Source organism: Saccharopolyspora gloriosae, assembly GCF_014203325.1.
Taxonomy (GTDB): domain Bacteria; phylum Actinomycetota; class Actinomycetes; order Mycobacteriales; family Pseudonocardiaceae; genus Saccharopolyspora_C; species Saccharopolyspora_C gloriosae.
Window position 1 is genome coordinate 3043470 of record NZ_JACHIV010000001.1, and the last position, 19138, is coordinate 3062607.

The 19138-nt window shown below is 71.7% G+C and carries 21 protein-coding genes; 6 read left to right on the top strand and 15 right to left on the bottom strand.

The genetic code is table 11. The features are described 5' to 3' along the window. Positions 1-34: 34 nt before the first annotated feature. Positions 35-1591, bottom strand: coding sequence for a class I adenylate-forming enzyme family protein (locus tag BJ969_RS13490; RefSeq protein ID WP_184479280.1), 1557 nt, complete (start codon positions 1589-1591; stop codon positions 35-37). A 344-nt stretch (positions 1592-1935) separates the two neighbouring features. Further along, complete coding sequence (locus BJ969_RS13495; protein WP_184479281.1) at positions 1936-2313, bottom strand: SdrD B-like domain-containing protein; 378 nt, start codon at positions 2311-2313, stop codon at positions 1936-1938. 338 nt (positions 2314-2651) lie between these two features. On the opposite strand from BJ969_RS13495, the gene BJ969_RS13500 reads away from it, so the two are divergent. After that, entirely contained in the window at positions 2652-3527 is an 876-nt protein-coding gene (locus BJ969_RS13500) for a helix-turn-helix domain-containing protein (protein ID WP_184479282.1), read from the top strand. Beyond that, a complete protein-coding gene (locus BJ969_RS13505) occupies positions 3509-3718 on the top strand; it encodes a DUF397 domain-containing protein (protein WP_184479283.1) in 210 nt (69 codons plus the stop codon). Before BJ969_RS13500 ends, BJ969_RS13505 begins: the two co-directional genes overlap by 19 nt. A 211-nt stretch (positions 3719-3929) precedes the next feature. Here the strand turns inward: BJ969_RS13505 and BJ969_RS13510 are convergent, their stop codons facing one another. The 6 genes from BJ969_RS13510 to BJ969_RS13535 all read right to left on the bottom strand — a co-directional run bounded on the left by BJ969_RS13510 (position 3930) and on the right by BJ969_RS13535 (position 8399). Beyond that, on the bottom strand, positions 3930-4199 hold the full coding sequence (locus BJ969_RS13510) for a DUF3817 domain-containing protein (RefSeq protein ID WP_184485232.1): 270 nt from the start codon (positions 4197-4199) through the stop codon (positions 3930-3932). Between the two features lie 5 nt (positions 4200-4204). Then, positions 4205-4663 (bottom strand): hypothetical protein, encoded by a 459-nt coding sequence (locus BJ969_RS13515; protein ID WP_184479284.1) that lies wholly within the window; start codon positions 4661-4663, stop codon positions 4205-4207. Positions 4664-4824: 161 nt separating this feature from the next. Next, positions 4825-5454 carry an SAM-dependent methyltransferase gene (locus BJ969_RS13520; protein WP_184479285.1) on the bottom strand — a complete coding sequence of 210 codons (630 nt, stop codon included), beginning with the start codon at positions 5452-5454 and terminating at the stop codon, positions 4825-4827. Positions 5455-5474: 20 nt separating this feature from the next. Continuing rightward, complete coding sequence (locus BJ969_RS13525; RefSeq protein WP_184479286.1) at positions 5475-6497, bottom strand: NAD(P)/FAD-dependent oxidoreductase; 1023 nt, start codon at positions 6495-6497, stop codon at positions 5475-5477. Positions 6498-6596: 99 nt separating this feature from the next. After that, positions 6597-7487: an NmrA family NAD(P)-binding protein gene (locus BJ969_RS13530; protein WP_184479287.1), complete on the bottom strand. Its 891-nt coding sequence runs from the start codon at positions 7485-7487 to the stop codon at positions 6597-6599. A 48-nt stretch (positions 7488-7535) separates the two neighbouring features. Next, a complete protein-coding gene (locus BJ969_RS13535; RefSeq protein WP_184479288.1) occupies positions 7536-8399 on the bottom strand; it encodes a helix-turn-helix domain-containing protein in 864 nt (287 codons plus the stop codon). Between the two features lie 156 nt (positions 8400-8555). Here BJ969_RS13535 and BJ969_RS13540 point away from each other — a divergent pair, with 156 nt between their 5' ends. After that, positions 8556-9548 carry a PQQ-binding-like beta-propeller repeat protein gene (locus tag BJ969_RS13540; RefSeq protein ID WP_184479289.1) on the top strand — a complete coding sequence of 331 codons (993 nt, stop codon included), beginning with the start codon at positions 8556-8558 and terminating at the stop codon, positions 9546-9548. Positions 9549-9564: 16 nt separating this feature from the next. Here BJ969_RS13540 and BJ969_RS13545 read toward each other — a convergent pair whose 3' ends face one another. Further along, complete coding sequence (locus BJ969_RS13545) at positions 9565-10515, bottom strand: alcohol dehydrogenase catalytic domain-containing protein (RefSeq protein WP_184479290.1); 951 nt, start codon at positions 10513-10515, stop codon at positions 9565-9567. Between the two features lie 81 nt (positions 10516-10596). Between BJ969_RS13545 and BJ969_RS13550 the strand changes: the two genes are divergently transcribed. Further along, entirely contained in the window at positions 10597-11169 is a 573-nt protein-coding gene (locus BJ969_RS13550) for a TetR family transcriptional regulator (protein ID WP_184485234.1), read from the top strand. 189 nt (positions 11170-11358) lie between these two features. Here BJ969_RS13550 and BJ969_RS13555 read toward each other — a convergent pair whose 3' ends face one another. From BJ969_RS13555 to BJ969_RS13565, 3 genes are all read right to left on the bottom strand, one after another. Then, positions 11359-12345 carry a malate dehydrogenase gene (locus tag BJ969_RS13555; protein WP_184479291.1) on the bottom strand — a complete coding sequence of 329 codons (987 nt, stop codon included), beginning with the start codon at positions 12343-12345 and terminating at the stop codon, positions 11359-11361. Between the two features lie 134 nt (positions 12346-12479). Further along, complete coding sequence (locus BJ969_RS13560) at positions 12480-13694, bottom strand: erythromycin esterase family protein (RefSeq protein ID WP_184479292.1); 1215 nt, start codon at positions 13692-13694, stop codon at positions 12480-12482. Positions 13695-14011: 317 nt separating this feature from the next. Beyond that, complete coding sequence (locus BJ969_RS13565; protein ID WP_184479293.1) at positions 14012-14293, bottom strand: hypothetical protein; 282 nt, start codon at positions 14291-14293, stop codon at positions 14012-14014. Between the two features lie 306 nt (positions 14294-14599). Here BJ969_RS13565 and BJ969_RS13570 point away from each other — a divergent pair, with 306 nt between their 5' ends. After that, positions 14600-15316 (top strand): 3-keto-5-aminohexanoate cleavage protein, encoded by a 717-nt coding sequence (locus tag BJ969_RS13570; protein ID WP_184479294.1) that lies wholly within the window; start codon positions 14600-14602, stop codon positions 15314-15316. 12 nt (positions 15317-15328) lie between these two features. Here the strand turns inward: BJ969_RS13570 and BJ969_RS13575 are convergent, their stop codons facing one another. Next, positions 15329-15727, bottom strand: a complete 399-nt coding sequence (locus tag BJ969_RS13575) for a YunG family protein (protein WP_184479295.1) — start codon at positions 15725-15727, stop codon at positions 15329-15331. A gap of 37 nt (positions 15728-15764) precedes the next feature. After that, positions 15765-16415 carry a class I SAM-dependent methyltransferase gene (locus tag BJ969_RS13580; RefSeq protein WP_184479296.1) on the bottom strand — a complete coding sequence of 217 codons (651 nt, stop codon included), beginning with the start codon at positions 16413-16415 and terminating at the stop codon, positions 15765-15767. Positions 16416-16682: 267 nt separating this feature from the next. Here BJ969_RS13580 and BJ969_RS13585 point away from each other — a divergent pair, with 267 nt between their 5' ends. After that, complete coding sequence (locus BJ969_RS13585; RefSeq protein ID WP_221315813.1) at positions 16683-18098, top strand: amino acid permease; 1416 nt, start codon at positions 16683-16685, stop codon at positions 18096-18098. Positions 18099-18167: 69 nt separating this feature from the next. On the opposite strand, the gene BJ969_RS13590 is transcribed toward BJ969_RS13585, so the two are convergent. Further along, positions 18168-19073 (bottom strand): LysR substrate-binding domain-containing protein, encoded by a 906-nt coding sequence (locus tag BJ969_RS13590; protein WP_184479297.1) that lies wholly within the window; start codon positions 19071-19073, stop codon positions 18168-18170. Positions 19074-19138 lie beyond the last annotated feature (65 nt).

Here is a 19138-nt window from a genome sequence, read left to right on the forward strand (position 1 = left end):
CGGAGTCCGGCGGGGCACTGGGAATGAGCGGGCGTCAGCCGAGCAGCGCGGGTTCCGCGAGGTCGCGCAACGCCTTCTTGTCGACCTTCCCGATCCGGGTCGTCGGCAGGGAGTGCAGCAGCACCGTGTCCTTCGGCGCGTAGTTCGGCCCGAGTTCCGCGGTGACCACGTCGGCGACCGCGTCGGTGTTGATGCCCTCTCCGACGAGAAAGATCCGCACTCGTTCGCCCACGGCTTCGTCCGGGATGCCGACGGCCGCCGCGTGCCGCACTCCGGGCAGCGTGTGCAGCAGGTCTTCCAGCACCTTGCTGTAGACGTTGCCGCTGGCTTCGCCGGTGACGATGACGTCCTTGGCGCGGTCGACGAGGTACAGGTAGCCGTCGGCGTCGAGGTAGCCGATGTCGCCGGTGCGCAGCCATCCGTCGGGGTCGACCGCTTCGGCGGTGCGCTCCGGGTCCTGCCAGTAGCCCAGCATCCGCGCGGGGCTGTGCACGCAGACCTCGCCGGTCTCCCCTTGCGGTACCGGTTCGCCGTCCTGGTCCCGGATCTCCAGCCGGGTGCCGGGGAACGGGCGTCCGCAGCTGCGCCACAGCGGGGAGTCGAGGTCACCGGCTTCGGGCAGTTCTTGCGCGGGCAGGAAGGTGATGCCCGCGCACTCGGTCTGCCCGTAGCCCTGGGAGACGATCGGCCCGAACGTGGCGACGGCTTGGCGCAGCCGGTCCGGTGCGATCGGCGCCGCGCCGAGGCTGATCTGCCGCAGCGCGGGCAGCGCGCCCGGCTCGCAGTCCGGGTGGTCGAGCAGCTGGTAGAGCATCGGCGGCACCGTGAACGTGGTGGTGATCTCCTCGTCGCGCAGCGCGGTGAACGCGGCGTCGGCGTCCCACTCGGGCAGCACCACCAGCAACGAGCCCGTCATGAGGGCGGCGAGCATGGCGAGGTGGCCGCTGGTGTGGGTCAGCAGGGTCACCACGAGGGCCCGGTCGCCGCCTGCCGGTTGCAGCGCGCTGCCCGCGTCGGTCACGGCGGCGACCACGTCGTAGGGCAGTCGACCGTGGGCGGCGAGCTTCGGCCGGCCCAGGGTGCCCCCGGTGTAGAAGACGGTGACCACGTCGTCCGGGCCGGGTTCCGGGGCGGGTTCGGGGCGCTTCGTCGAGCAGTGCTCCGCGAGCGCGAGCACGTCCGCGTCGGCGAACGCGGTCTCGGCTGCGCCTAGGCTCAGCAGCCGCGGGGCGCGGGTGCAGCGCTCGGCGGCGCGCAGGGTCTGCTGGGCATGGGTGGGGTCGGCGACGACGAGGCGCGCACCGGACTGGTCGATGAGCGCGGCGAGCTCACCCGGCCCGGGTTCCGGCGGCAGCATGACCGCCCGGCAGCCGATCATGTGCACGGCCAGCACCAGCAGCGCCGATTCGACGCGGTTGGTCAGCAGCAGCCCGACGCCCTCGCCCGGTTCGAGTCCTTGCTCGCGCAGCGCGTGCCCGAGCTGGAACAGCCGCCGCCGGGCCTGCTCGCGCGTGAGCCGCACCGGCCCGCACACCAGCGCGTCCCGCTCCTCGTCCTGCTCCCACCGGGACAGGATCCGCTCGATATACATACCTGGGGCCGTCGTGGCATCAGAAATCACCGGAGCATGCAATCACGAGCCCCGGCCGCCCGTTCTCCAGCCCAGCTCAGGGACCGTTTTGTCATGTCTCGTCCCGATTTCGCCGCTCGGGGCGGGCGGCTCACCGGTGTTGCGGGCCGAGGTTTCGGTGCGGTTGAGCGGTAATGCGTTGGCGATGTGCTCCGGCGGCTCCGCGTCGCGACGTCGTTCACGGGCGTGCCGGTCTCGTGGCGGATCGCGGTGCGCAACGGCGGCGGTGGCCGAACGCGGCGATCCCTGAGGCCCGCGTGCCGCGCAGCCGGTGCGAACCCGATGCGCGGCACGTTCCCGATGCTCTACCGGATGCCGAAGTCGTGGCCGAGGTCCACGCCGCCGTTGCCCAGCGAGCCCCCGATGGCCCACGGCGTGGTGTGGACGTGGCCGGCGCCGTCGAGCTGCAGCGAGTACTTGCCCTTCGCGGTGATGCCGGTGATCCGGTAGTGCCCGTCGTCGTCGGTGACGACCGTCGCGGCGTCGTCGGGGAAGCTGACCGGCGAGAAGCTCACCTCGAACCCGGCGGCACCGGCCTCGTCCGCCTGGCGCACGCCGTCCCCGTTGACGTCGAAGAAGACGGACCCGGACAGGGTGCTGGTCGGCTCCGCAGCGTGGGCGGGAACTCCGGTGACGGCGAGCAGCAGCGGCGCCGCGATGGCAGCGGCCAGAACACTTCGCACAACATCCTCCTGAACACGCGACGGCGATACCCGCCGTCATTCCAGCGGCCGCCGCGCTGCGGCCGGTTACGTCTCCAAGACGCTCCTGACGCGCAGCGGTTGCCCGGATTCGCCGCGGCACACCGGGGAAGTGCCGGATTCCCGCCGGAGTTGAGCTGTTCAGCGGCGACCGGATTCGTCGAAATGCTCGCCTCCCCCTGCGCCTGGCCGTGGTTTTGCGGCGTTGGCACGGCGTCCGGCTTTGGTGTGGTTGAGCGGAAAACGCCGCAGGATGTGCGGACCTGACGGCCCCGGCCCGTTGATCATGGCCGCTTTCCGGACTTGAGGAGGCGGCGGCAATGGCATCGCAGGAGATCACCGTGCGGGGACAGGAACTGGGCACCTGGTTGCGGGAGTTCCGCGTCGAAGCGGGCCTGGCACTCGCCGATGCGGCCACTCGCATCGACCTGTCGGCCGGTCAGCTCAGCAGGGTCGAGCACGGGCGCCGTCGCCCCCGGCTGGAGCTGGTCACCGCACTTTTGGCGATCTACGGGATCACCGGTGCGCGCCGCAGGAGCACGGTGGCGTTGGCTCGGGAAGAGAGCGGGGACGGGTGGTGGCACCGGGATCGGCCGGATTTCCCGGAACGCCAGCGCACGCTGATCTCCTTGGAGTCGCGGGCCACGAGCATCGTGGGTTTCGAGGGCGTGCTCGTTCCGGGCCTGTTGCAGACCGGCGAGTACACCCGCGCGTTGATGTCGGAATCGAGCTTGGTCGCGCCCGACGAGGTGGAGCGGCGGATGGTGACGCGGCTGCACCGGCACCGGGTGCTGCGCCGCGACGATGCGCCCGCGCTGACCGCGATCATCGACGAGTTGGCGCTGCGGCGGGTGATCGGCGGGGTCGAGGTGCAGCGCCGCCAGCTCGAACACCTGCTGGAGTTGGCGCAGTGGCCGCGCATCCGGATCCACGTCGTCGCGAACTCGGGCGCGCACGCGGGGGTGAACGGTTCGTTCTCGTTGCTGCGGCAGCCGGAAGGGCCGGACGTGGTGTTCCTGGAGAACTTGACGTGCAGCTTGTTCATCGAGGATGCGGTGGAGATCGCGACGTACGAGACGGCCGTCCGGGAACTGTTGACCCAGGCCCTCACTCAGACACAATCGAGTGAGGTGATTGCCAGCCTGGCAACAGCGATGGACGCGGAGGCCGACAGCACGTGGAGCCCACCGATTTAACGCACCTGACCTGGCACAAGAGCAGCCACAGCGGGACGCAGGAGAACTGCGTCGAAGTGGCCCGCACACCGAGCTTTGCGGCGGTGCGCGACTCGAAGGACCCCACCGGAACGGTGTTGCGGTTCGCCCCGCACGCGTTCGCGGTGTTCCTCCAAGACCTCCGGATCCGCGACGAGGACACCCGCACCTGATCACCGGGAGCGGCGTGCACGCCGCTCCCGATCACGGGCATCGGATGAAGTGAACGGACCGTTCGTCCAGTCTCGTTGGGCGAACGGTCCGTTGACTCGCTCCGGCGGCGCTCGGGTGGTGCTGTCGTGTCCGGTTCGGTCGAGCAGCGCTGCGATCAACGCAGGCAGGGCGTGTCGCGGGGAATCCTCACGTCGTTCGGCCGCCGTCGGCTCACTTGGCTGGATCAGTGCTCGGCTTGTGCTGGAGGCGCAGGGCGAGCAGGCCGCCGATGGCGGGGAGGAAGGCGGCGAGCTTCGCTCGGGTGGGGGCTCCGGCGGCGAAGGTGGCGGCGATGGTGATCAGGTAGGCGCAGCCGTGGAGGGGGCCGGTCGCCGAGGTCACGGCGGGCCAGTGCGCGGTGGCGAGGTTGGCCAGCAGCACCAGCAGGGACGCGGCTTCGACGTAGGCGGCGGTGCGCAGCAGGCGGAGGTCTCCGCGCATGGTGGTCACGCTCCCGTCGTCGAACCGGGTCGGATGATCATGAGTACGGTCACGGTGGCCCACAGCAGGTTGAAGATTCCGGTGCTCATGCCCAGTTTCGCGGGCAGCCGGGAGGTGCCCAGCTGGTCCGGGTCGCTGGTGAGGTCGAGGGCGCGGCGTTGCGCGGGCAGGATCGAGGCGGCGAGCACGGCTGCAGCGGCGGCGGTCAGCGCGATGGAGGTGATCAGCCACGCGTCGCCGAGCGCGCCGAGTTGCAGCGCGGTCGCCAGGCCGAACACGGGCACGGCGATGCCCAGCAGCGCGTAGGCGCGGCACAGCCGGTGCAGGGCGCGCAGCACGGTGATCGCGCCGGGGTCGGTGGTGGCTTGGCGCAGGTAGCGGGGGAACACGCTGCCGGCGACGGCGACGGGGCCGACGGCGAGGATCGCGGCGATCACGTGCACGCTGAGCAGGAACTTCGTCACGGGGGCTCTTTCTTCCGGTGGGGACGGGAAGAAACCTAGCCAGCGCTGTGCCCGCGCGGCAGTGGCGTGATCGCCAGGAACCACCGGATTCCGGCCAGGGGCGGTTCGCCGCGGTGCCCGTGCCGGCCGGGCACGGGGTGCGCGGCCGACACGGTGCCGTCTCAGGGCAGGCGGCGGACCTTCACGGTGCTGTCGATGCGGGTGGTGTCGGTGCCGTCGGGGCCGGTTTGGGTGCGTTCGTGTTCGGCGCACACCTGCACGTCCCACTCGCCGTCGGGCAGTCCCAGGGAGTCGAGGACTTCTTGCGGGGTGGGGAAGTGCACGTCGGGGTGCGGGTCGGTCTCCCATGCGGGCACGCCGCAGTGGCTTTCGACGAGCAGCGTTCCGCCGGGGGCGACGGCGTCGGCGGCTTTGCGCAGGACTTCCTCGCGGGGCAGGTCGCCCCAGGAGTGCAGGAACTGCGCGGAGACGAGGTCGTACTCGCCGTCGGGGAAGTCGGTGGCGAGGTCGAGTTCGCGCCACTGGATGCGGTCGTCGAGGCCTGCTTCGGCGCTGCGGGTCCGGGCGCGTCCGAGGGCGACGGCGGAGAGGTCGACGGCGGTGACCTGCCAGCCGTGGGCGGCGAACCAGAGGGCGTCGCCGCCTTCGCCGCTGCCGAGGTCGAGCACTCGGCCCGGGGGCAGGTCGGCGGTTTCGCTGACGAGGGCGGTGTTGGCCTGCCCGCTCCAGCGGTGCTCGTCGCCCGCGTACATCTCGTTCCAGCGCTGCACTTCGGCGGTGCGGTCGTTCATGGTCGTCTCCAGTTCGGGGGTCAGAGGCCGTGGCGGCGGTCGGCGAGGACGAGGCGGCTGACGTCGCGTTCCTGGGCGGCGCCGAAGGGTTCGGTGGTGAGGGCGGTTCGGGTGTCGGCCTCGACGAGGTCGGCGTTGATGGCCATGGCGGCGCGCACTCCGGCGGCGGCGGAGCCGATGACGGTGTCCATGGGGTCGGTGACGTTGCCCGCCGCCCACACGCCGGGCGCGCGGGTGGCGCCGGTGTGGTCGGTGGGGATGCGGTCGCCGAGCACGACGCCGTCGCGTTCGACGGGTTCGGTGCTCAGTCCGAGGGCGGTGAACGGGTCGGCTCGGACGGTGAAGCGGGGGGCGGTGACCACCGCGTCGCAGGCCAGGGTCTCGCCGTCGACGACGATGCCGCTGAGGTGGTCGTCGGTGGTCACGACGCGCTCGGCCGTTCCGGGGCGGACCGTGATGCCGCGGGCGGTGAGGCGGGCGTGGTCGTCGGCGGTGAGTTCGGTGGTGTGCAGCAGCGTGATCCGGGTGCTCCACTGCCGCCACAGCAGGGCTTGGTGGGTGGCGAGCGGTCCGGTGCCGAGCACGATGATGCGCTGGTCGCGGGCTTCCCAGCCGTGGCAGTACGGGCAGTGCAGCGCGTCGCGGCCCCACCGCGCGGCGAGTCCGTCGAAGTCGGGCAGGTCGTCGACGAGGCCGGTGGTGATCAGCAGCCGTGCCGTGGTGATGGTGGTGGTGTCGTCGAGGGTGACCTGAATGGTCCCGTCGGCGCTGCGGGTGGTGCTGGTGGCGGTGGCGTCGGTGAATTCGGCGCCGTAGCCGGTGGCTTCGGCGCGGCCGTCGGCGACGAGTTCGCGGGGCGGGGTGCCTTCGCGTCCGAGGTAGTTGTGGACGTGCCCGGCGGGGGCGTTGCGGGGTGCGCCGGAGTCGATGACGAGCACTCGGCGGCGTGCTCGCGCGAGGGTGAGGGCCGCGCCGGTGCCGGCGGCGCCACCTCCGATGATCACCGCGTCGTAGCGGCCGGGGCTGGTTGTCTGCTCGCTCATGTGTGGTTCCTCCTCTGTCGCCGAATACTCCGCGCACCACAACACAGTGACAAGTTTTCTTGCCGGAACGGCAAGTTCTGGGTCGTCGCGGCGGGCGGGTCAGGAGGCGGTGAGGGCGGGCACGAACGTGGTCTCGACGAAGGTCTCCAGAGACGTGGGGGTGGTGGTGTCCGGGTTGCGCGGCTGGATCGTGCGCAGGTGACCGGTGTTCACGGCGTGCGGGACCTCCGCCATCATCGCGGCGACACCGGCCGCCACGCCCGCTTCCCGCAGGCGGTCGTGGAACGCCTCCACGGTGCAGCGTTCGTAGGTGACGGGTTGCTCGATGGCCGTCGCGATCACCGATGCGACCTCGTTCATGGTGACGTCTCGTGGGCCGTGCAGTTCCCGGATCCGGGTGCCGCTTCGCGGCCGGGTCAGTTCCTCGGCCGCGGCGATGCCGACATCGGAGGTGGTGATCAGCGGCAACGGCGCGTCGGGATCGAACGGCGCGACGATCCGGCGGTCGGTGCGCACGGAATCGAGGTGGTCGAGGAGGTTCTCCATGTAGTACCCGGCGCGCAGCCACGTGACGTCCACTCCGGCCACGGCCGAGAGCCGGTTCTCGAAGCGGTGCAGGCCCGCGACGGGGCCGGTTCCGGCGGGATGCTGCGCGCCCCAGCTGCTCAGCGCCACGACGCGGGGCACTCCGGATCGTGCGACGGCGTCGGTGAGCGCGGCCGCCGCCCGGTCCTGGAAGGCGGCGAAGTCGGGGTGGTCGGGAATGTAGTTGGGTTGGATGACCAAGTAGGCGGCATCGGCGCCGCGAAGGGCGGTGGTCATCGCGGCCGGGTCGCCTTGGTCGGCCTGGTGGACCTGGGCGCCGCGTTCAGCGAGGGGCGCGAGCCTGCGCGAATCGCGGCCGACCGCGCGCACGGGGTGGCCGTGGTCGAGCAGGTGCGATGCGGCGGCGCGGCTCGTGCGGCCGGTGGCGCCGGTGATGACGTGCATGGTTCGTCCTGTGTCCGTGGTGGTGTCCGGTTGCGGTGATCTCCGTCGTCAGCGGTGGTCTGCGGTGCGAGGGGTGGGTTCGGTGAGGGTGGCCAGCGATCCGAGTCGCAGCAGCGCGGCGTCGGTGGCGGCGTCGGCGGGGTGGTAGGCCCAGATCCGGTGGCCGTCGCTGTCGGGTAGTTCCAGCACGTGCTGGTCGAACACCAGCGTTCCGGCCAGCGGATGCCGGAACCGCTTGCGGTCGAGGGCCTTCTCGTACACGTCGTGGTCCGCCCAGGCGGTGCTGAAGACGTCGCTGGCCACTGCGAGCTCGCCGACCAGGCGCGTCGATCGGCCCGAGTTCGCCTCGGAGGGGGCGCCGGCTCGCAACGTCGCCACCAAGCAGCGGGCCAGATCGGGCCAGTCGACGAAGAACTCCGTCGCACCCGGTGACAGGAACACCATCCGCGCGTAGTTGTCCCGATGCTCCAGCCCTTCGTGGAGCACGTCGCCCAGCGCGTTGGCGGCGATCACGTCGAGCCGGCGGTCCACCAGGATCGCGGGGACGGTCAGCGCGGCGAGCAACGGCCGCACCGCCGCCAACCTGTCCGGATCGGCACCGTTGTCCGCGTCGGTGCCGTCGTCCGCGGCGAGTTCGCGCAGGTATCGGGACGCGGCGCGGTCGAGCAGCAGGGCCGTCGACAGCCCGTCCAGGACGGCGCGCGACGGGTGCCGCTCGCGGCCCTGCTCCAGGCGCACGTAGTAGTCCGTGCTGATCGCGGCCAGCATCGCGACCTCGTCCCGCCGCAGCCCCGCCACTTGCCGAGGCCCGCCGGGCACCAGGTCCTGCTGGTGCGGGTGCACTTGCCGTCGCCGCGCCCGCAGGAACCCGCCCAGCGGGCCTTCCAGCGCTTTCGTCTCCTGTGAGCCCATGAATCCACCGTAGGGCGCTGTTCGGACTCCGGAGTAGGAGCGGCGCACCCACGCGCGGCAGGGGTCGCGGGCGGGTTGTGAGGTGATCGGAACCGGTGGCGCCGCCGTCGCGTCGTAGTGGCGTAGCGAGCAGGACATCCGTCATGGGGAGACGTCATGAGGTCCGCAGTCCGCACCACCGTGTCCACCGTCATCGGCAGCGCTCTCGCACTCAGCGGCACCGCCCTCGTCCCGGCGTGGGCCGCCGCCGCGCCCGCCGCGATCACCTGCGACAGCAGCGGAGGCGGTGATTCCGGGTTCTACGACGGGGATTCCGCGGGCAAGGTCTACAACGGCAAGTTCAGCCGAGGCCCCGACATTCCCGGCCTCGGCTCGTACGTGCCGCAAGGGCTCACCACTTGGAACGACTGGGACAGCGACAAAGACCTGTTGTTGATCACCGAGTACGGCCCGGACGGGAAGCACGCGCGGATCTACGGTGTTGATCCCGCCACCGGTGAGCGGGTCGGTGCGGTGAACATCGCCGAATCGCACGTGGGCGGGATCGCGGTGGCGCGGGGCTGGGTGTTCGTGTCGGGGCGTCAGACCGGCGACGGCGGGCACACCATCCGCAAGTACAAGGCCGCCGAGGTCGCGCGGGCGATGAAGGCCGATGACGGGAAGGTCCTCGCCCAGACCGGCGAGGCCCGCGAGGTCTACGGCGCGTCGTTCCTCGCCGCCGACGGCAACACCCTGTATTCCGGGAAGTTCAACGACTCCGGTCGCGACAGCATGTACGCCTACGCGGTGGCCGCCGACGGGACGCTCACGACCGGTGCGAAGTACGAGGTGCCGACCAAGACGCAGGGGCTGTCGGTCGCGGGCGGGCACTTCTTCTACAGCACCTCCTACGGGCGCGACAAGCGCAGCAACGTCTACGTCGTCGACGAGGGCGCCACCGACATCGACAAGGCGTCGACGAAGTGCTTCCGGGCGCCGAGCCTCGCCGAAGGCATCACCGACCACGACGGCACCACGTACCTGCTGTTCGAGTCCGGTGCCGACGAGTACGCCGACACCGCGTGCAGCGGCGGCGCCCCCGACCCGTGCACCCGCAACGTCATCGCGAACCTGCACACGGCGAAGACCTCGGCGCTGCCGGAGTTCTGAGCCGCCGGCGGGGTGATCACAGGACGTGGATGAGCTTGCCGCCGGGCCTGCGGGATCGGCTGAGTTCGGCCGCTTGCTGGATCTGGTCGAGCGCGTAGGTGCGGGCGACGGGGACGACCAGGATGCCGTCACCGGCGAGCCGGGCGAACTCGTCCATCCGGTCGTAGCGGATGTCGGTGGTGATCCGGACGCCCAGTTCGGCTGCGGCGGCGAAGTCCGAGACGGTGAGGACGCGGTCGGGGTCGCCGGTCAGTTCGATCAGGGTCGGTAGTGAGCCGCCTGCGGGGCTGGGCTGGTCGGCGCGGTCGATCCGGCCCCCGGTGGGCGCGGTGTCCAGGGCGCGGTCCACGGGTCCTGGGGTCAGTGCGCTGACGCGTTCGGCCATGCCCTCGCCGTAGGCGGTGACCTGGGCGCCGATCTCTTCCAGGGCGGCGGCCCGGGTCGGTCCGGCGGTGGCGATCACCCGGACTCCCCGGTGCAGCGCGAAGCGCACCGCCGCCTCGCCCACGGTGGTACCCGCGCCGTGGACGAGCAGCAGCTCGCCCGGTTGGACGCCGAGGTCGTCGAGCGCGCGCCACGCCGTTTCGGCCGCCATCGGCAGCGCGGCGGCCTGCTCGGCGGTGACGTTCTCGGGGATGCGTGCCCAGGCCGGCATCAGCGCGTACTCGGCGGCGCCGGCCGTCGGGCCGTCGAAGGTGGCCGGGCCGAACACGCGGTCGCCGATCCGGACGCCGGTGACGTCGTCGCCGAGCGCCTCGACGGTGCCCGCGACCTCGAGGCCGAGTCCGCGCGGCAGCGGCGGCAGATGGTCGGCGAGGAGACCGTCGACGACGTGCCAGTCGGCCGGTGTCAGCCCGCACGCCCGCACGGCGATCCGGATCTGGCCGGGTCCGGGCTCCGGCTGCGGGACGTCGCGGAGCACGATCACGTCCGGGGAACCGAAACGGTCGAACTGCAGAGCCTTCACGACGCTCTCCTCTGATGACAGCCTCTGTTGTCATCGACCGTAGCAGCTGACGACAGCTTCTGTTGTCGTACTCTGGTGGGCATGCCGCGATGGGAATCCGACGCACAGGGCCGGCTCGAACGCGCGGCGCTGGAGCTGTTCGAGACGCAGGGGTTCGACCGCACCTCGGTCGCGCAGATCGCAGGCGCCGCCGGGCTGAAGGAGCGTTCCTTCTACCGCTACTTCCCCGACAAGCGGGAAGTTCTCTTCGCCGGTGACGAACTCGAGGCTCACCTCGTCGCCCAGGTCGAGGCGGCCGACCCGGGGCTCACTGCGATCGAGGCGCTGCTGACCGCGCTGGGAACCGCCGAGGGGATCTTCCGGCCGCGCGAGTTCCTGCTGCGCCGGGGAAGGGTGATCGCCGCCAATCCGGCGCTGGCCGAGCGCGATCTGATCAAGCTCGCCGACATCGCCGACGCGCTGGCACCGGCGCTCGAGCGCCGCGGCGTCGAACCCGGTAGAGCACGCTTCATCATCGACGTGGCGCTGGCGATCCACCGGCGTGCCCTGCCGCGCTGGCTGGCCGAGCCGGACACCACCCTCGCTCAGCTCATGGACGAGGCGGCCGCCGAGCTGCGCGAAGCGGTCGCACAGCCGGTTCCGCCAGGCCGCTGAGTCGGCTTTTGCCTGCGGGGCTGGTTCTTCGCGCCCGGGTGATGTTTCAGGCGGCCGGCACCTAGGCGAATGTGATCATGACCGCGGGCCGGGTGGTGCGCCGTTCCAGTACGGGGGCGGGCACGGCCTTGCAACGACGGCAGGGGCCCTACCGGAATCCCCGGTAAGGCCCCTGCCGTGTGCGACTGCTCAGACGAGGCCGAGGCCGCGCACCGCGTCGCGCTCTTCGACGAGCTCGTTGACGGAAGCGTCGATGCGCTGCCGGGAGAACTCGTCGATGTCGAGGCCCTGGACGATCTCGAAGCGGCCGTCCTTGGCGGTGACCGGGAACGAGGAGATGATGCCCTCGGGCACGCCGTAGGAGCCGTCGGAGACGACACCGGCGGAGGTCCAGTCCCCTTCGGGGGTGCCGTTGACCCAGGTGTGGACGTGGTCGATGGCGGCGTTGGCGGCCGAGGCCGCCGACGAGGCGCCGCGGGCCTCGATGATCGCCGCGCCGCGCTTGGCGACGGTGGGGATGAACTCGTCGGCCAGCCAGGACCGCTCGACCTGCTCGGCGGCGATCTTGCCGTCGACCTCGGCGTGGAAGAGGTCGGGGTACTGGGTGGCGGAGTGGTTGCCCCAGATCGTGAGCTTCTTGATCTCGGTGACCGTGGTGCCCAGCTTCTGCGCCAGCTGCGTCAGCGCCCGGTTGTGGTCCAGGCGGGTCATCGCGGTGAACCGCTCCGCGGGAACGTCGGGGGCGTGGGACTGGGCGATCAGCGCGTTGGTGTTCGCCGGGTTCCCGACGACCAGCACCTTCACGTCGTCGGCCGCACCGGCGTTGATCGCTTCGCCCTGGGGCTTGAAGATGCCGCCGTTGGCCTCGAGCAGGTCGCCGCGCTCCATGCCCTTCGTGCGCGGCCGCGCACCGACCAGCAGCGCCACGTTGGTGCCGTCGAACGCGGCGCGCGCGTCGTCGAACACGTCAACACTGCTCAGCAGGGGGAACGCGCAGTCGTCGAGCTCCATCGCGGTGCCCTGCGCGGCCTTGACGGCCTGCGGGATCTCCAGCAAGCGGAGCTTGATCGGGGTGTCGGCCCCGATGAGCTGTCCGGAAGCGATCCGGAACAGCAGCGCGTAGCCGATCTGGCCAGCGCCACCGGTGACGGTGACGGTGACGGGCGCTTTGGTCATAGGAGTGTCTTTCCTGCTCGCCGGACGGTTACCGACCGCGATGCTATCCCGCAGCGGCGCGCCCGCACGCGCGCCCGCAACGGATCACAACGCGTGCGAGCCCGAACCGATTCAGCCCACCGGGTGAATGCGGCTCAGGTGAGCACGAAGTCGCTGGGGCGCGTCGCCGGGACCTGCAGGAGGGCGTCGAACGCGGCGGACACGGGTGTCGCCACGAACGTCTCGGCGTGGCGGATCAGGTTCGGGCCGCCGGTGGTCGCGCGCAGGTCGACTCCGATGGGTGCGGTGTCGGCGAGCGCCGCTTCGATGCTGCCGTCGGCGGCCGGGGGCAGTGGCGCTTCGTGCAGGCGCATGCCGCCGGGGGCGTCGGCGTCGATGGTCATGCCGGTGGTGGTGCCCGCGGTGCCGGTGATCGCGATCGGCCGGTAGTGCTCGCCGAGTTCGGCGGCCAGGTGCGCGCCCATCGGCACCAGGGGGTGGGTCATGCCGTCGAAGGTGACGGGGGTGCGTTGGATGTGGCCGTTGTGGGCGAGCACGACGATCCGCGCGCGGGGGCCGTGGTGGGTCTGCAGCCACCGCACCGTGTCGGCCATGTGCGCGTCGCGGGAGGCGAGTCGTCCGTGGCCGGCGGCGACGGCGAGCAGTTCGCGCATGAACGCGTCGAGCCGCCAGGCGCCGCGCACGGCGTGGGCGGCCACCGCGTACCGGTAGCGGGCGGCGGCGGGCACGATCGGGGCGAGGTCGTCGATTCGGGTGAGCAGTTCGGTGACGGCGGCGGTGGCCGCGTCGCGTTCGGGGCGTTCGAGGACGGCGTAGCGGCCCATGGCCAGGCCGCTGTGCACGGCGGTGTAACGCGCCGTGGTTCGGCGCGCGTCGTCGAGCAGCGGCAGTGCGTCCGGGTCGAGTTCCCGCAGGGCGTCTTCGGCCAGTGCCCAGGCATGGTCGGCGTTGCCCGCGGATCCGGGGACGTCGAGCCCGGCGAAGGTGACGTCGCCGCGGGAACGCAGCCAGCTCAGCAGGTCTTGGACTTCGCGGGCCTCGCCGAAGCGGTAGCCGAGGCCGCGGGTGGCGACGTCGGCGACGGCGCCGGGCCCGCCGTGCACCCACGTGTCGAGTGCGCGGGCGTCGGCGAATCCGGATTCGATCGCGACCACGTCGAATCCGGCGCGTTCCACCAGCAGCCGGGCCACGCGGTGGCGCAGCAGGCCGAACTCGCGCACGTCGTGGTTGCTCTCGCCGACGGCGACGACGCGCGCGTCGCCGACGATGTCCAGCAGCGGTGCGAGGTCGTCGAGCGGCGCCGCCGGATCCAGCGACTCCCACGCGAACCGATCACCCGTCGAACTCATCCCCACCAGCTTCCCGCCACCGCGCACGGCGACCTGACCACGAACACCCCTGGACCAGCCCGTTCAAACCTTGCTCACCCGCATGCGATTTCGCGAGGAATTGCAGCGCCCGCACCGCCGTGCCGCGTCACATCAGTGCAGGTGAACTGGCGCGCGGGTTGAGGGCGGGCGGGGGCGCGTTCGATTCCTCGCGAAATCGCGGAGACCTCCGCAGGCGGTGCGGGCCGGCTTTCCGGCAGGGACCGGGGCGGAGGGTGGAGATCGGTTCAGGTCGTCATGGGGTGGTACTCAAGCGTGCCGGGCGGCGCGGGTGCAACTCATTTGTCGCGGCCCGCCAGGTAGGCGGCGCCGCGTTCGGAGAGCCAGTAGGCCTGTCCGTCGCGCACCAGCAGGTCCAGTTCCGCCAGCGACCACGCCTGCGATTTCAACCGGGACACCGGGCGGTCGAGCTCCGCGGCCAGTTCGGCGGCCCGCACGCCGGGGCGGTCGCGCACCGATTCGAGGAACCACCGGGTCCACGGGCCGCGCGCCGAGGACACGTCCCAGCCGGCCAGTCGCCGGTCGATCGCCATCCGCTCGCGCGGACCCAACATCACCACACCACCACGCTAACGAGTGCGCGCACGGCGGGTTACGCGGCGGGGTGGTGGAACTTCGACGCCCGGTGCCGGTCGCTGGTCAGCGTCCGAGCCGTCGAGGGGACAGCGATCGGCAACGCTGCTCATCTGGAACGACAAGATCAAAGACGAGTTCCGCGGTCGCACCCGTGCTCGCCGCTGCCGGGCCGTGGTCTCCGGTTCGGTGGGGGCCGGTTGCTTCGGGAACTGATCACGACATGCCACCAGCACGGCAACGACCCAGCGCACCGAATACCCCACCCCGCCGAAACCCGACACAATCGGCGCATGCTGCAGGCCTGCCTCAACGGCGCCCGATCTCCGCGCGAGCACCACCACCTGCCCGTGCACCCCGAACAGCTCGCCGCCGCGGCGGCGTCCTGCGTCGCGGCCGGGGCCACCGAGCTGCACCTGCACCCGAAGCATCCCGACGGCACCGACAGCGTCGATCCGCACGTGCTGGCCGCGGCCTTGCTCGCGGTGCGCGCGGCCGCGCCGGGCGTGGCCGTAGGGGTCACCACCGGCGCGTGGACGGCCCCGGATCCCCGCGATCGGGTCGCGGCGATCCGCGGGTGGACGGTGCTGCCCGACCGCGCTTCGGTGAACTGGCACGAGCCGGGCGCCGACGACATCGCCCGCGCACTGCTGGAACGCGGTATCGCGGTGGAGGCGGGTCTGCGTTCGGGCACCGACGGTCCCGCGCACTTCCGGGACTCCCCGGCGCGCGGGGAGGTGCTGCGGATCCTCGCCGAGGTCACCGACCCCACCGCGCGCGGCGCCGCGACCTCCGCGCGGGCGCACCTCGACCAGATCGGCCCCACCAGCACACCGGTGCTGCTCCACGGCGAAGCCGCCGGAGCGTGGCCGGTGCTGGCGTTGGCCGTGCGGGAGGGCCACGAAGTGCGCATCGGCCTGCAGGACACGCTGCAGCTGCCCGACGGTGACATCACCCCGGACAACGCGGCACTGGTCACGGCGGCACTGGCGCTGATCGCGCAGCGCTGAACCCCGGCCGGCTCACGGCTCGGCTCGCGGCGAGACCGGAACCTCCAACCCGGCCAGCACCCGCTCGTGCAGCAGCGCGTACTGCTCGTGCATCCGCGACAGCGGTCCCCGCACGATCACCACGCCCGCGCCGACGATCTCGTCGGCGGCGAACTGCTCGCGGGTCAGGTCCACTTCGACGCCGCCGCCGAGCAGGTTCCACCAGTGGTAGTCGACCTGTTCGCCGCCCACCCGCACTTCGCCGCGCAGCAGGTCACCGCCGAGCAGGTCGTGCAGTACCAGCGCGGTCACCCCGCACTGGCCGCGGGCGGGGTTGCGCGTCGACCACTTCGGCAGGTCCTCCGGTGCGCAGGTGTCCGCGCCCCAGCCCGCCCGCACCGCCCGTTCGACATCGCTCAAGGTCCACACCATGCGACCGTCCTAGCAGCGCACCCCGACACCGCGCGGCTCACCGCGGGGGTCGTGCCACGCCCGCGGTGAAGTTCCCGCACACCGGCCGCACCCGAGCCGACCAGCCCCAGCCGGTGAGCAGGCCGGTGAGGGCGTCAGCGTCGTGGAACACCTTCACCACGCGGTGCTCACCGCCGTCGGCCAGCCGCCGCCGCACCATGGGCACGTCCCCGTCGAGGACGTCCTCGGACGCGGCCTCCGCGGGCCCGTCATCGACGAAGATCGCCGCGCCGCCGGGCGCGAGCATCGACGCGACCCGCTCCCACCAGCCAGCCAGCCGCGCCGGCGGCACGTGGGAGAGCCAGAACCCGAAGAAGACCACGTCGTAGCGCCGCGGCGGCGACCACTCGAACAGGTCGGCCTGCACGAACCGCACGTTCGGCGAAGCGCAGCGGGCGCGCGCCACAGCCAGCGGTTCGGGTGCCGCGTCGAGGGCGGTCACCGACCGCGCCCGCGCCGCCAGCCGCCCGGTCCACTGGCCCGTTCCGCACGCCGCTTCGAGCACGTCACCGGTGACCGGGAGGTCGTCGAGCACGTCCAGCAGCGCGCGCAGGTCCCCGCGTTCGCGGTAGGGGCGGTCGTATTCGGCGGCTGCGGCCCGGTAGTAGGCGAGCTGCTCGGCCAGCAGAGCGTCGTCGTCGCTGCCCATCGCAGGATCGTAGGGCCCGTGCCACGCCGCGCGTTGCGCCGATCGGCGCCTGCCGGGAGCACCCGGATGCCCGCGGGCGCGAAAGTCCGGGGAAACACCTCTGGTTCCGCGGCGGTGTTGCGCCTACCGTGCCCCGTCATGCGCATCGTCTCGCCGCGCCGGTGGGACCCGGCGAACCGGCTGCCCGCCGCTCACGCGCCGCCACCGGCCCGCACCTGATCGCCACCACGTCCCACGCCCACCAGGGCGTTCCCGGCAGGAGCCCGCATGTCCCACGACACCTCGCCCGCCACCGGTGGTGCGCTCACCACCGGCCTCAAGGGCCGCCAGATCACGATGCTCTCGATCGGAGGTGTGATCGGTGCGGGCCTGTTCGTCGGCTCCTCGGCGGCGATCGCCGAAGCCGGCCCGGGAGTGCTGGTGTCCTTCCTCATCGCCGCGACCCTGGTGGTGCTGGTGATGAAGATGCTGGGGGAGATGGCGATCGCCAACCCCGACACCGGTTCGTTCTCCACCTACGCCGACCGCGCGCTGGGCCGGTGGGCGGGGTTCTCCATCGGCTGGTTGTACTGGTGGTTCTACGTGCTGGTGATCCCGATCGAGGCGATCGCGGCCGGCGACATCATCGGGGCGTCGCTGGCGATCCCGACGTGGATCCCGGCGTTCGTCGTGATCGCCGTGCTGGCGGGCACGAACCTGATGTCGGTGCGCAACTACGGCGAGATCGAGTACTGGTTCGCGCTGCTGAAGGTGCTGGCGATCGTCGGGTTCATCGTGCTGGGCCTGACCGCGATCTTCGGGTTGCTGCCGAGCTCGGAGGTCTCCGGCCCGGCGAACCTGTGGGCCAACGGCGGGTTCCTGCCCAACGGGGGCATCGCGGTGCTCGCGGGCCTGCTCACAGCGATGTTCGCGTTCCAGGGCAGTGAAATCGTCACCATCGCCGCCGCCGAATCCGCCGAACCCGAGCGCAACATCCGCAAGGCCATCAACGCCGTGGTGTGGCGGCTGGCGCTGTTCTACATCGGCTCGGTGTTCGTGGTGGTGCTGCTGGTGCCGTGGAACGCGCCCGGCTTGGAAGCGGGCGGCTCCTACCAGGCCGCGCTGGAGACGATGAACATCCCCGGCGCGGCGCTGATCATGGACGTGGTCGTGCTCGTGGCCGTGTGCAGCTGCCTGAACTCGGCGGTCTACACCGGTTCCCGCATGCTGTTCTCCCTCGCCCGGCGCGGCGACGCGCCGCGGTTCGCGGGCACCACCGGACCCAACGGCACCCCGCGCGCGGCGGTGCTGGCCTCCACGGTGATCGGCGCGGTCGCGGTCGTCGTCAACTACGCGGTGCCGGAACTGTTCGGCTACCTGCTGGCCTCCAGCGGCGCCATCGTGCTGATGATGTACCTCGTCATCGCCGTCACCCAGTTCGCGACACGACGGGCGATGCGGGCGCGGGGCATCGAGTCGCGCCTCGAATCGCCGATGTGGGCGTTCCCGTACCTGACGGTGCTCACCATCGCCGGGATCTCGGGAATCCTGCTGGCGATGGCGATCCTGCCCGGCAAGCGCCTGGAGCTGTGGTTGTCGATCGGCCTGGCGGTCGTGCTGGTCGTGTGGGGCGTGGTGCTGCAGCGCCGCGGGCAGCGCCCCACCCCGCAACCGGCCGCCATCACAGCGGACCGCACCGCCTGACCCGGAACCCGGGACCGTGCCGCGCTGCCGACCCGGCGACGTTCGGACCGGCCACGTCCTCGGCGGGACTCACCGGTCGCCGTCACCGCGCAGGATCATGCGCTCGGCGAGGCGGGCCAACTCCCGCGTCGCGGGCGAGAGCGCCGTGGACTGCCTGCGCACCAGGGCGATCGTGTCGTGCACCGGCTCCCGGAACCCCACGGTGTGCAGGTTCGGCGGGCACGCCGCGCTCTGCGCGACCGCCCGCGCCACCACGGTGTCCCCGACACCGCGCTGCGCCAGCGACAACGCCGACTCGACGTGCTCGACCTCGATCCACGGCTCCAACTTGAGCCCGGCGAGCTGCGCGCGGTCGGCGAACTGGCGCCGCGTCGGATCAGACCAGCCGTAGTGCGCGTCGTAGAGGATCAACCGGCTCGCCGCGAGATCCGCGATGCCCAACGGCTCCCGGGCACGGGCCGCATCGGCGGTGGCGAAGTACACCTCGTCGCGCAGCAGCGGAGTGACCTCCAGCCCCTCGTCGTCGATGGGCAGCACCACCAGCCCCGCCTCCACCGTGCCCGCCGCGACCGCCGCGGCGACCTCCACCGAGTTCAACCCGATCAACCGGATCCGCACGTCCGGGTAGCGGTCGTGGAACCGCTGCGCCAGATCCGACAGCAGGTAGTACCCGGCGTTGCGCAGCAACCCGAACGTCGCGACACCCCCGTGCAGCGACCGCACCGACCGCAGCGCCTGCGCACCCTCGTCGGCGGCGGCCACGGCCTGCTCCGCGTGCCCCAGCAGAGCCTCACCCGCCGCGGTCAGCACCAGCCGCCGCGCACCCCGGGTGAACAACCGGGTCGCGTGCTCGTCCTCGAGCTTGCGGATCAACTCCGACACCGACGCCTGCGCGATGCCCATGGCGGCCGCGGCCGTGGTGAACGACCCGGTCCGCGCGGCGAGCACGAACGCCCGCAACTGCTTCAACGTCACAGGAAAACCCTATGGCACGTGCAGGAACTTCTCATCTTGTCCTGTGCCAGGGTGGTTCGTAGTGT

Coding starts and splice junctions, on each gene's coding strand:
- BJ969_RS13490 (WP_184479280.1), bottom strand. CDS start 1,591: ATGTATATCGAGCGGATCCTGTCCCGGTGGGAGCAGGACGAGGAGCGG.
- BJ969_RS13500 (WP_184479282.1), top strand. CDS start 2,652: ATGGCATCGCAGGAGATCACCGTGCGGGGACAGGAACTGGGCACCTGG.
- BJ969_RS13510 (WP_184485232.1), bottom strand. CDS start 4,199: ATGCGCGGAGACCTCCGCCTGCTGCGCACCGCCGCCTACGTCGAAGCC.
- BJ969_RS13520 (WP_184479285.1), bottom strand. CDS start 5,454: ATGAACGACCGCACCGCCGAAGTGCAGCGCTGGAACGAGATGTACGCG.
- BJ969_RS13525 (WP_184479286.1), bottom strand. CDS start 6,497: ATGAGCGAGCAGACAACCAGCCCCGGCCGCTACGACGCGGTGATCATC.
- BJ969_RS13530 (WP_184479287.1), bottom strand. CDS start 7,487: ATGCACGTCATCACCGGCGCCACCGGCCGCACGAGCCGCGCCGCCGCA.
- BJ969_RS13535 (WP_184479288.1), bottom strand. CDS start 8,399: ATGGGCTCACAGGAGACGAAAGCGCTGGAAGGCCCGCTGGGCGGGTTC.
- BJ969_RS13540 (WP_184479289.1), top strand. CDS start 8,556: ATGAGGTCCGCAGTCCGCACCACCGTGTCCACCGTCATCGGCAGCGCT.
- BJ969_RS13550 (WP_184485234.1), top strand. CDS start 10,597: ATGCCGCGATGGGAATCCGACGCACAGGGCCGGCTCGAACGCGCGGCG.
- BJ969_RS13555 (WP_184479291.1), bottom strand. CDS start 12,345: ATGACCAAAGCGCCCGTCACCGTCACCGTCACCGGTGGCGCTGGCCAG.
- BJ969_RS13560 (WP_184479292.1), bottom strand. CDS start 13,694: ATGAGTTCGACGGGTGATCGGTTCGCGTGGGAGTCGCTGGATCCGGCG.
- BJ969_RS13570 (WP_184479294.1), top strand. CDS start 14,600: ATGCTGCAGGCCTGCCTCAACGGCGCCCGATCTCCGCGCGAGCACCAC.
- BJ969_RS13575 (WP_184479295.1), bottom strand. CDS start 15,727: ATGGTGTGGACCTTGAGCGATGTCGAACGGGCGGTGCGGGCGGGCTGG.
- BJ969_RS13580 (WP_184479296.1), bottom strand. CDS start 16,415: ATGGGCAGCGACGACGACGCTCTGCTGGCCGAGCAGCTCGCCTACTAC.
- BJ969_RS13585 (WP_221315813.1), top strand. CDS start 16,683: ATGTCCCACGACACCTCGCCCGCCACCGGTGGTGCGCTCACCACCGGC.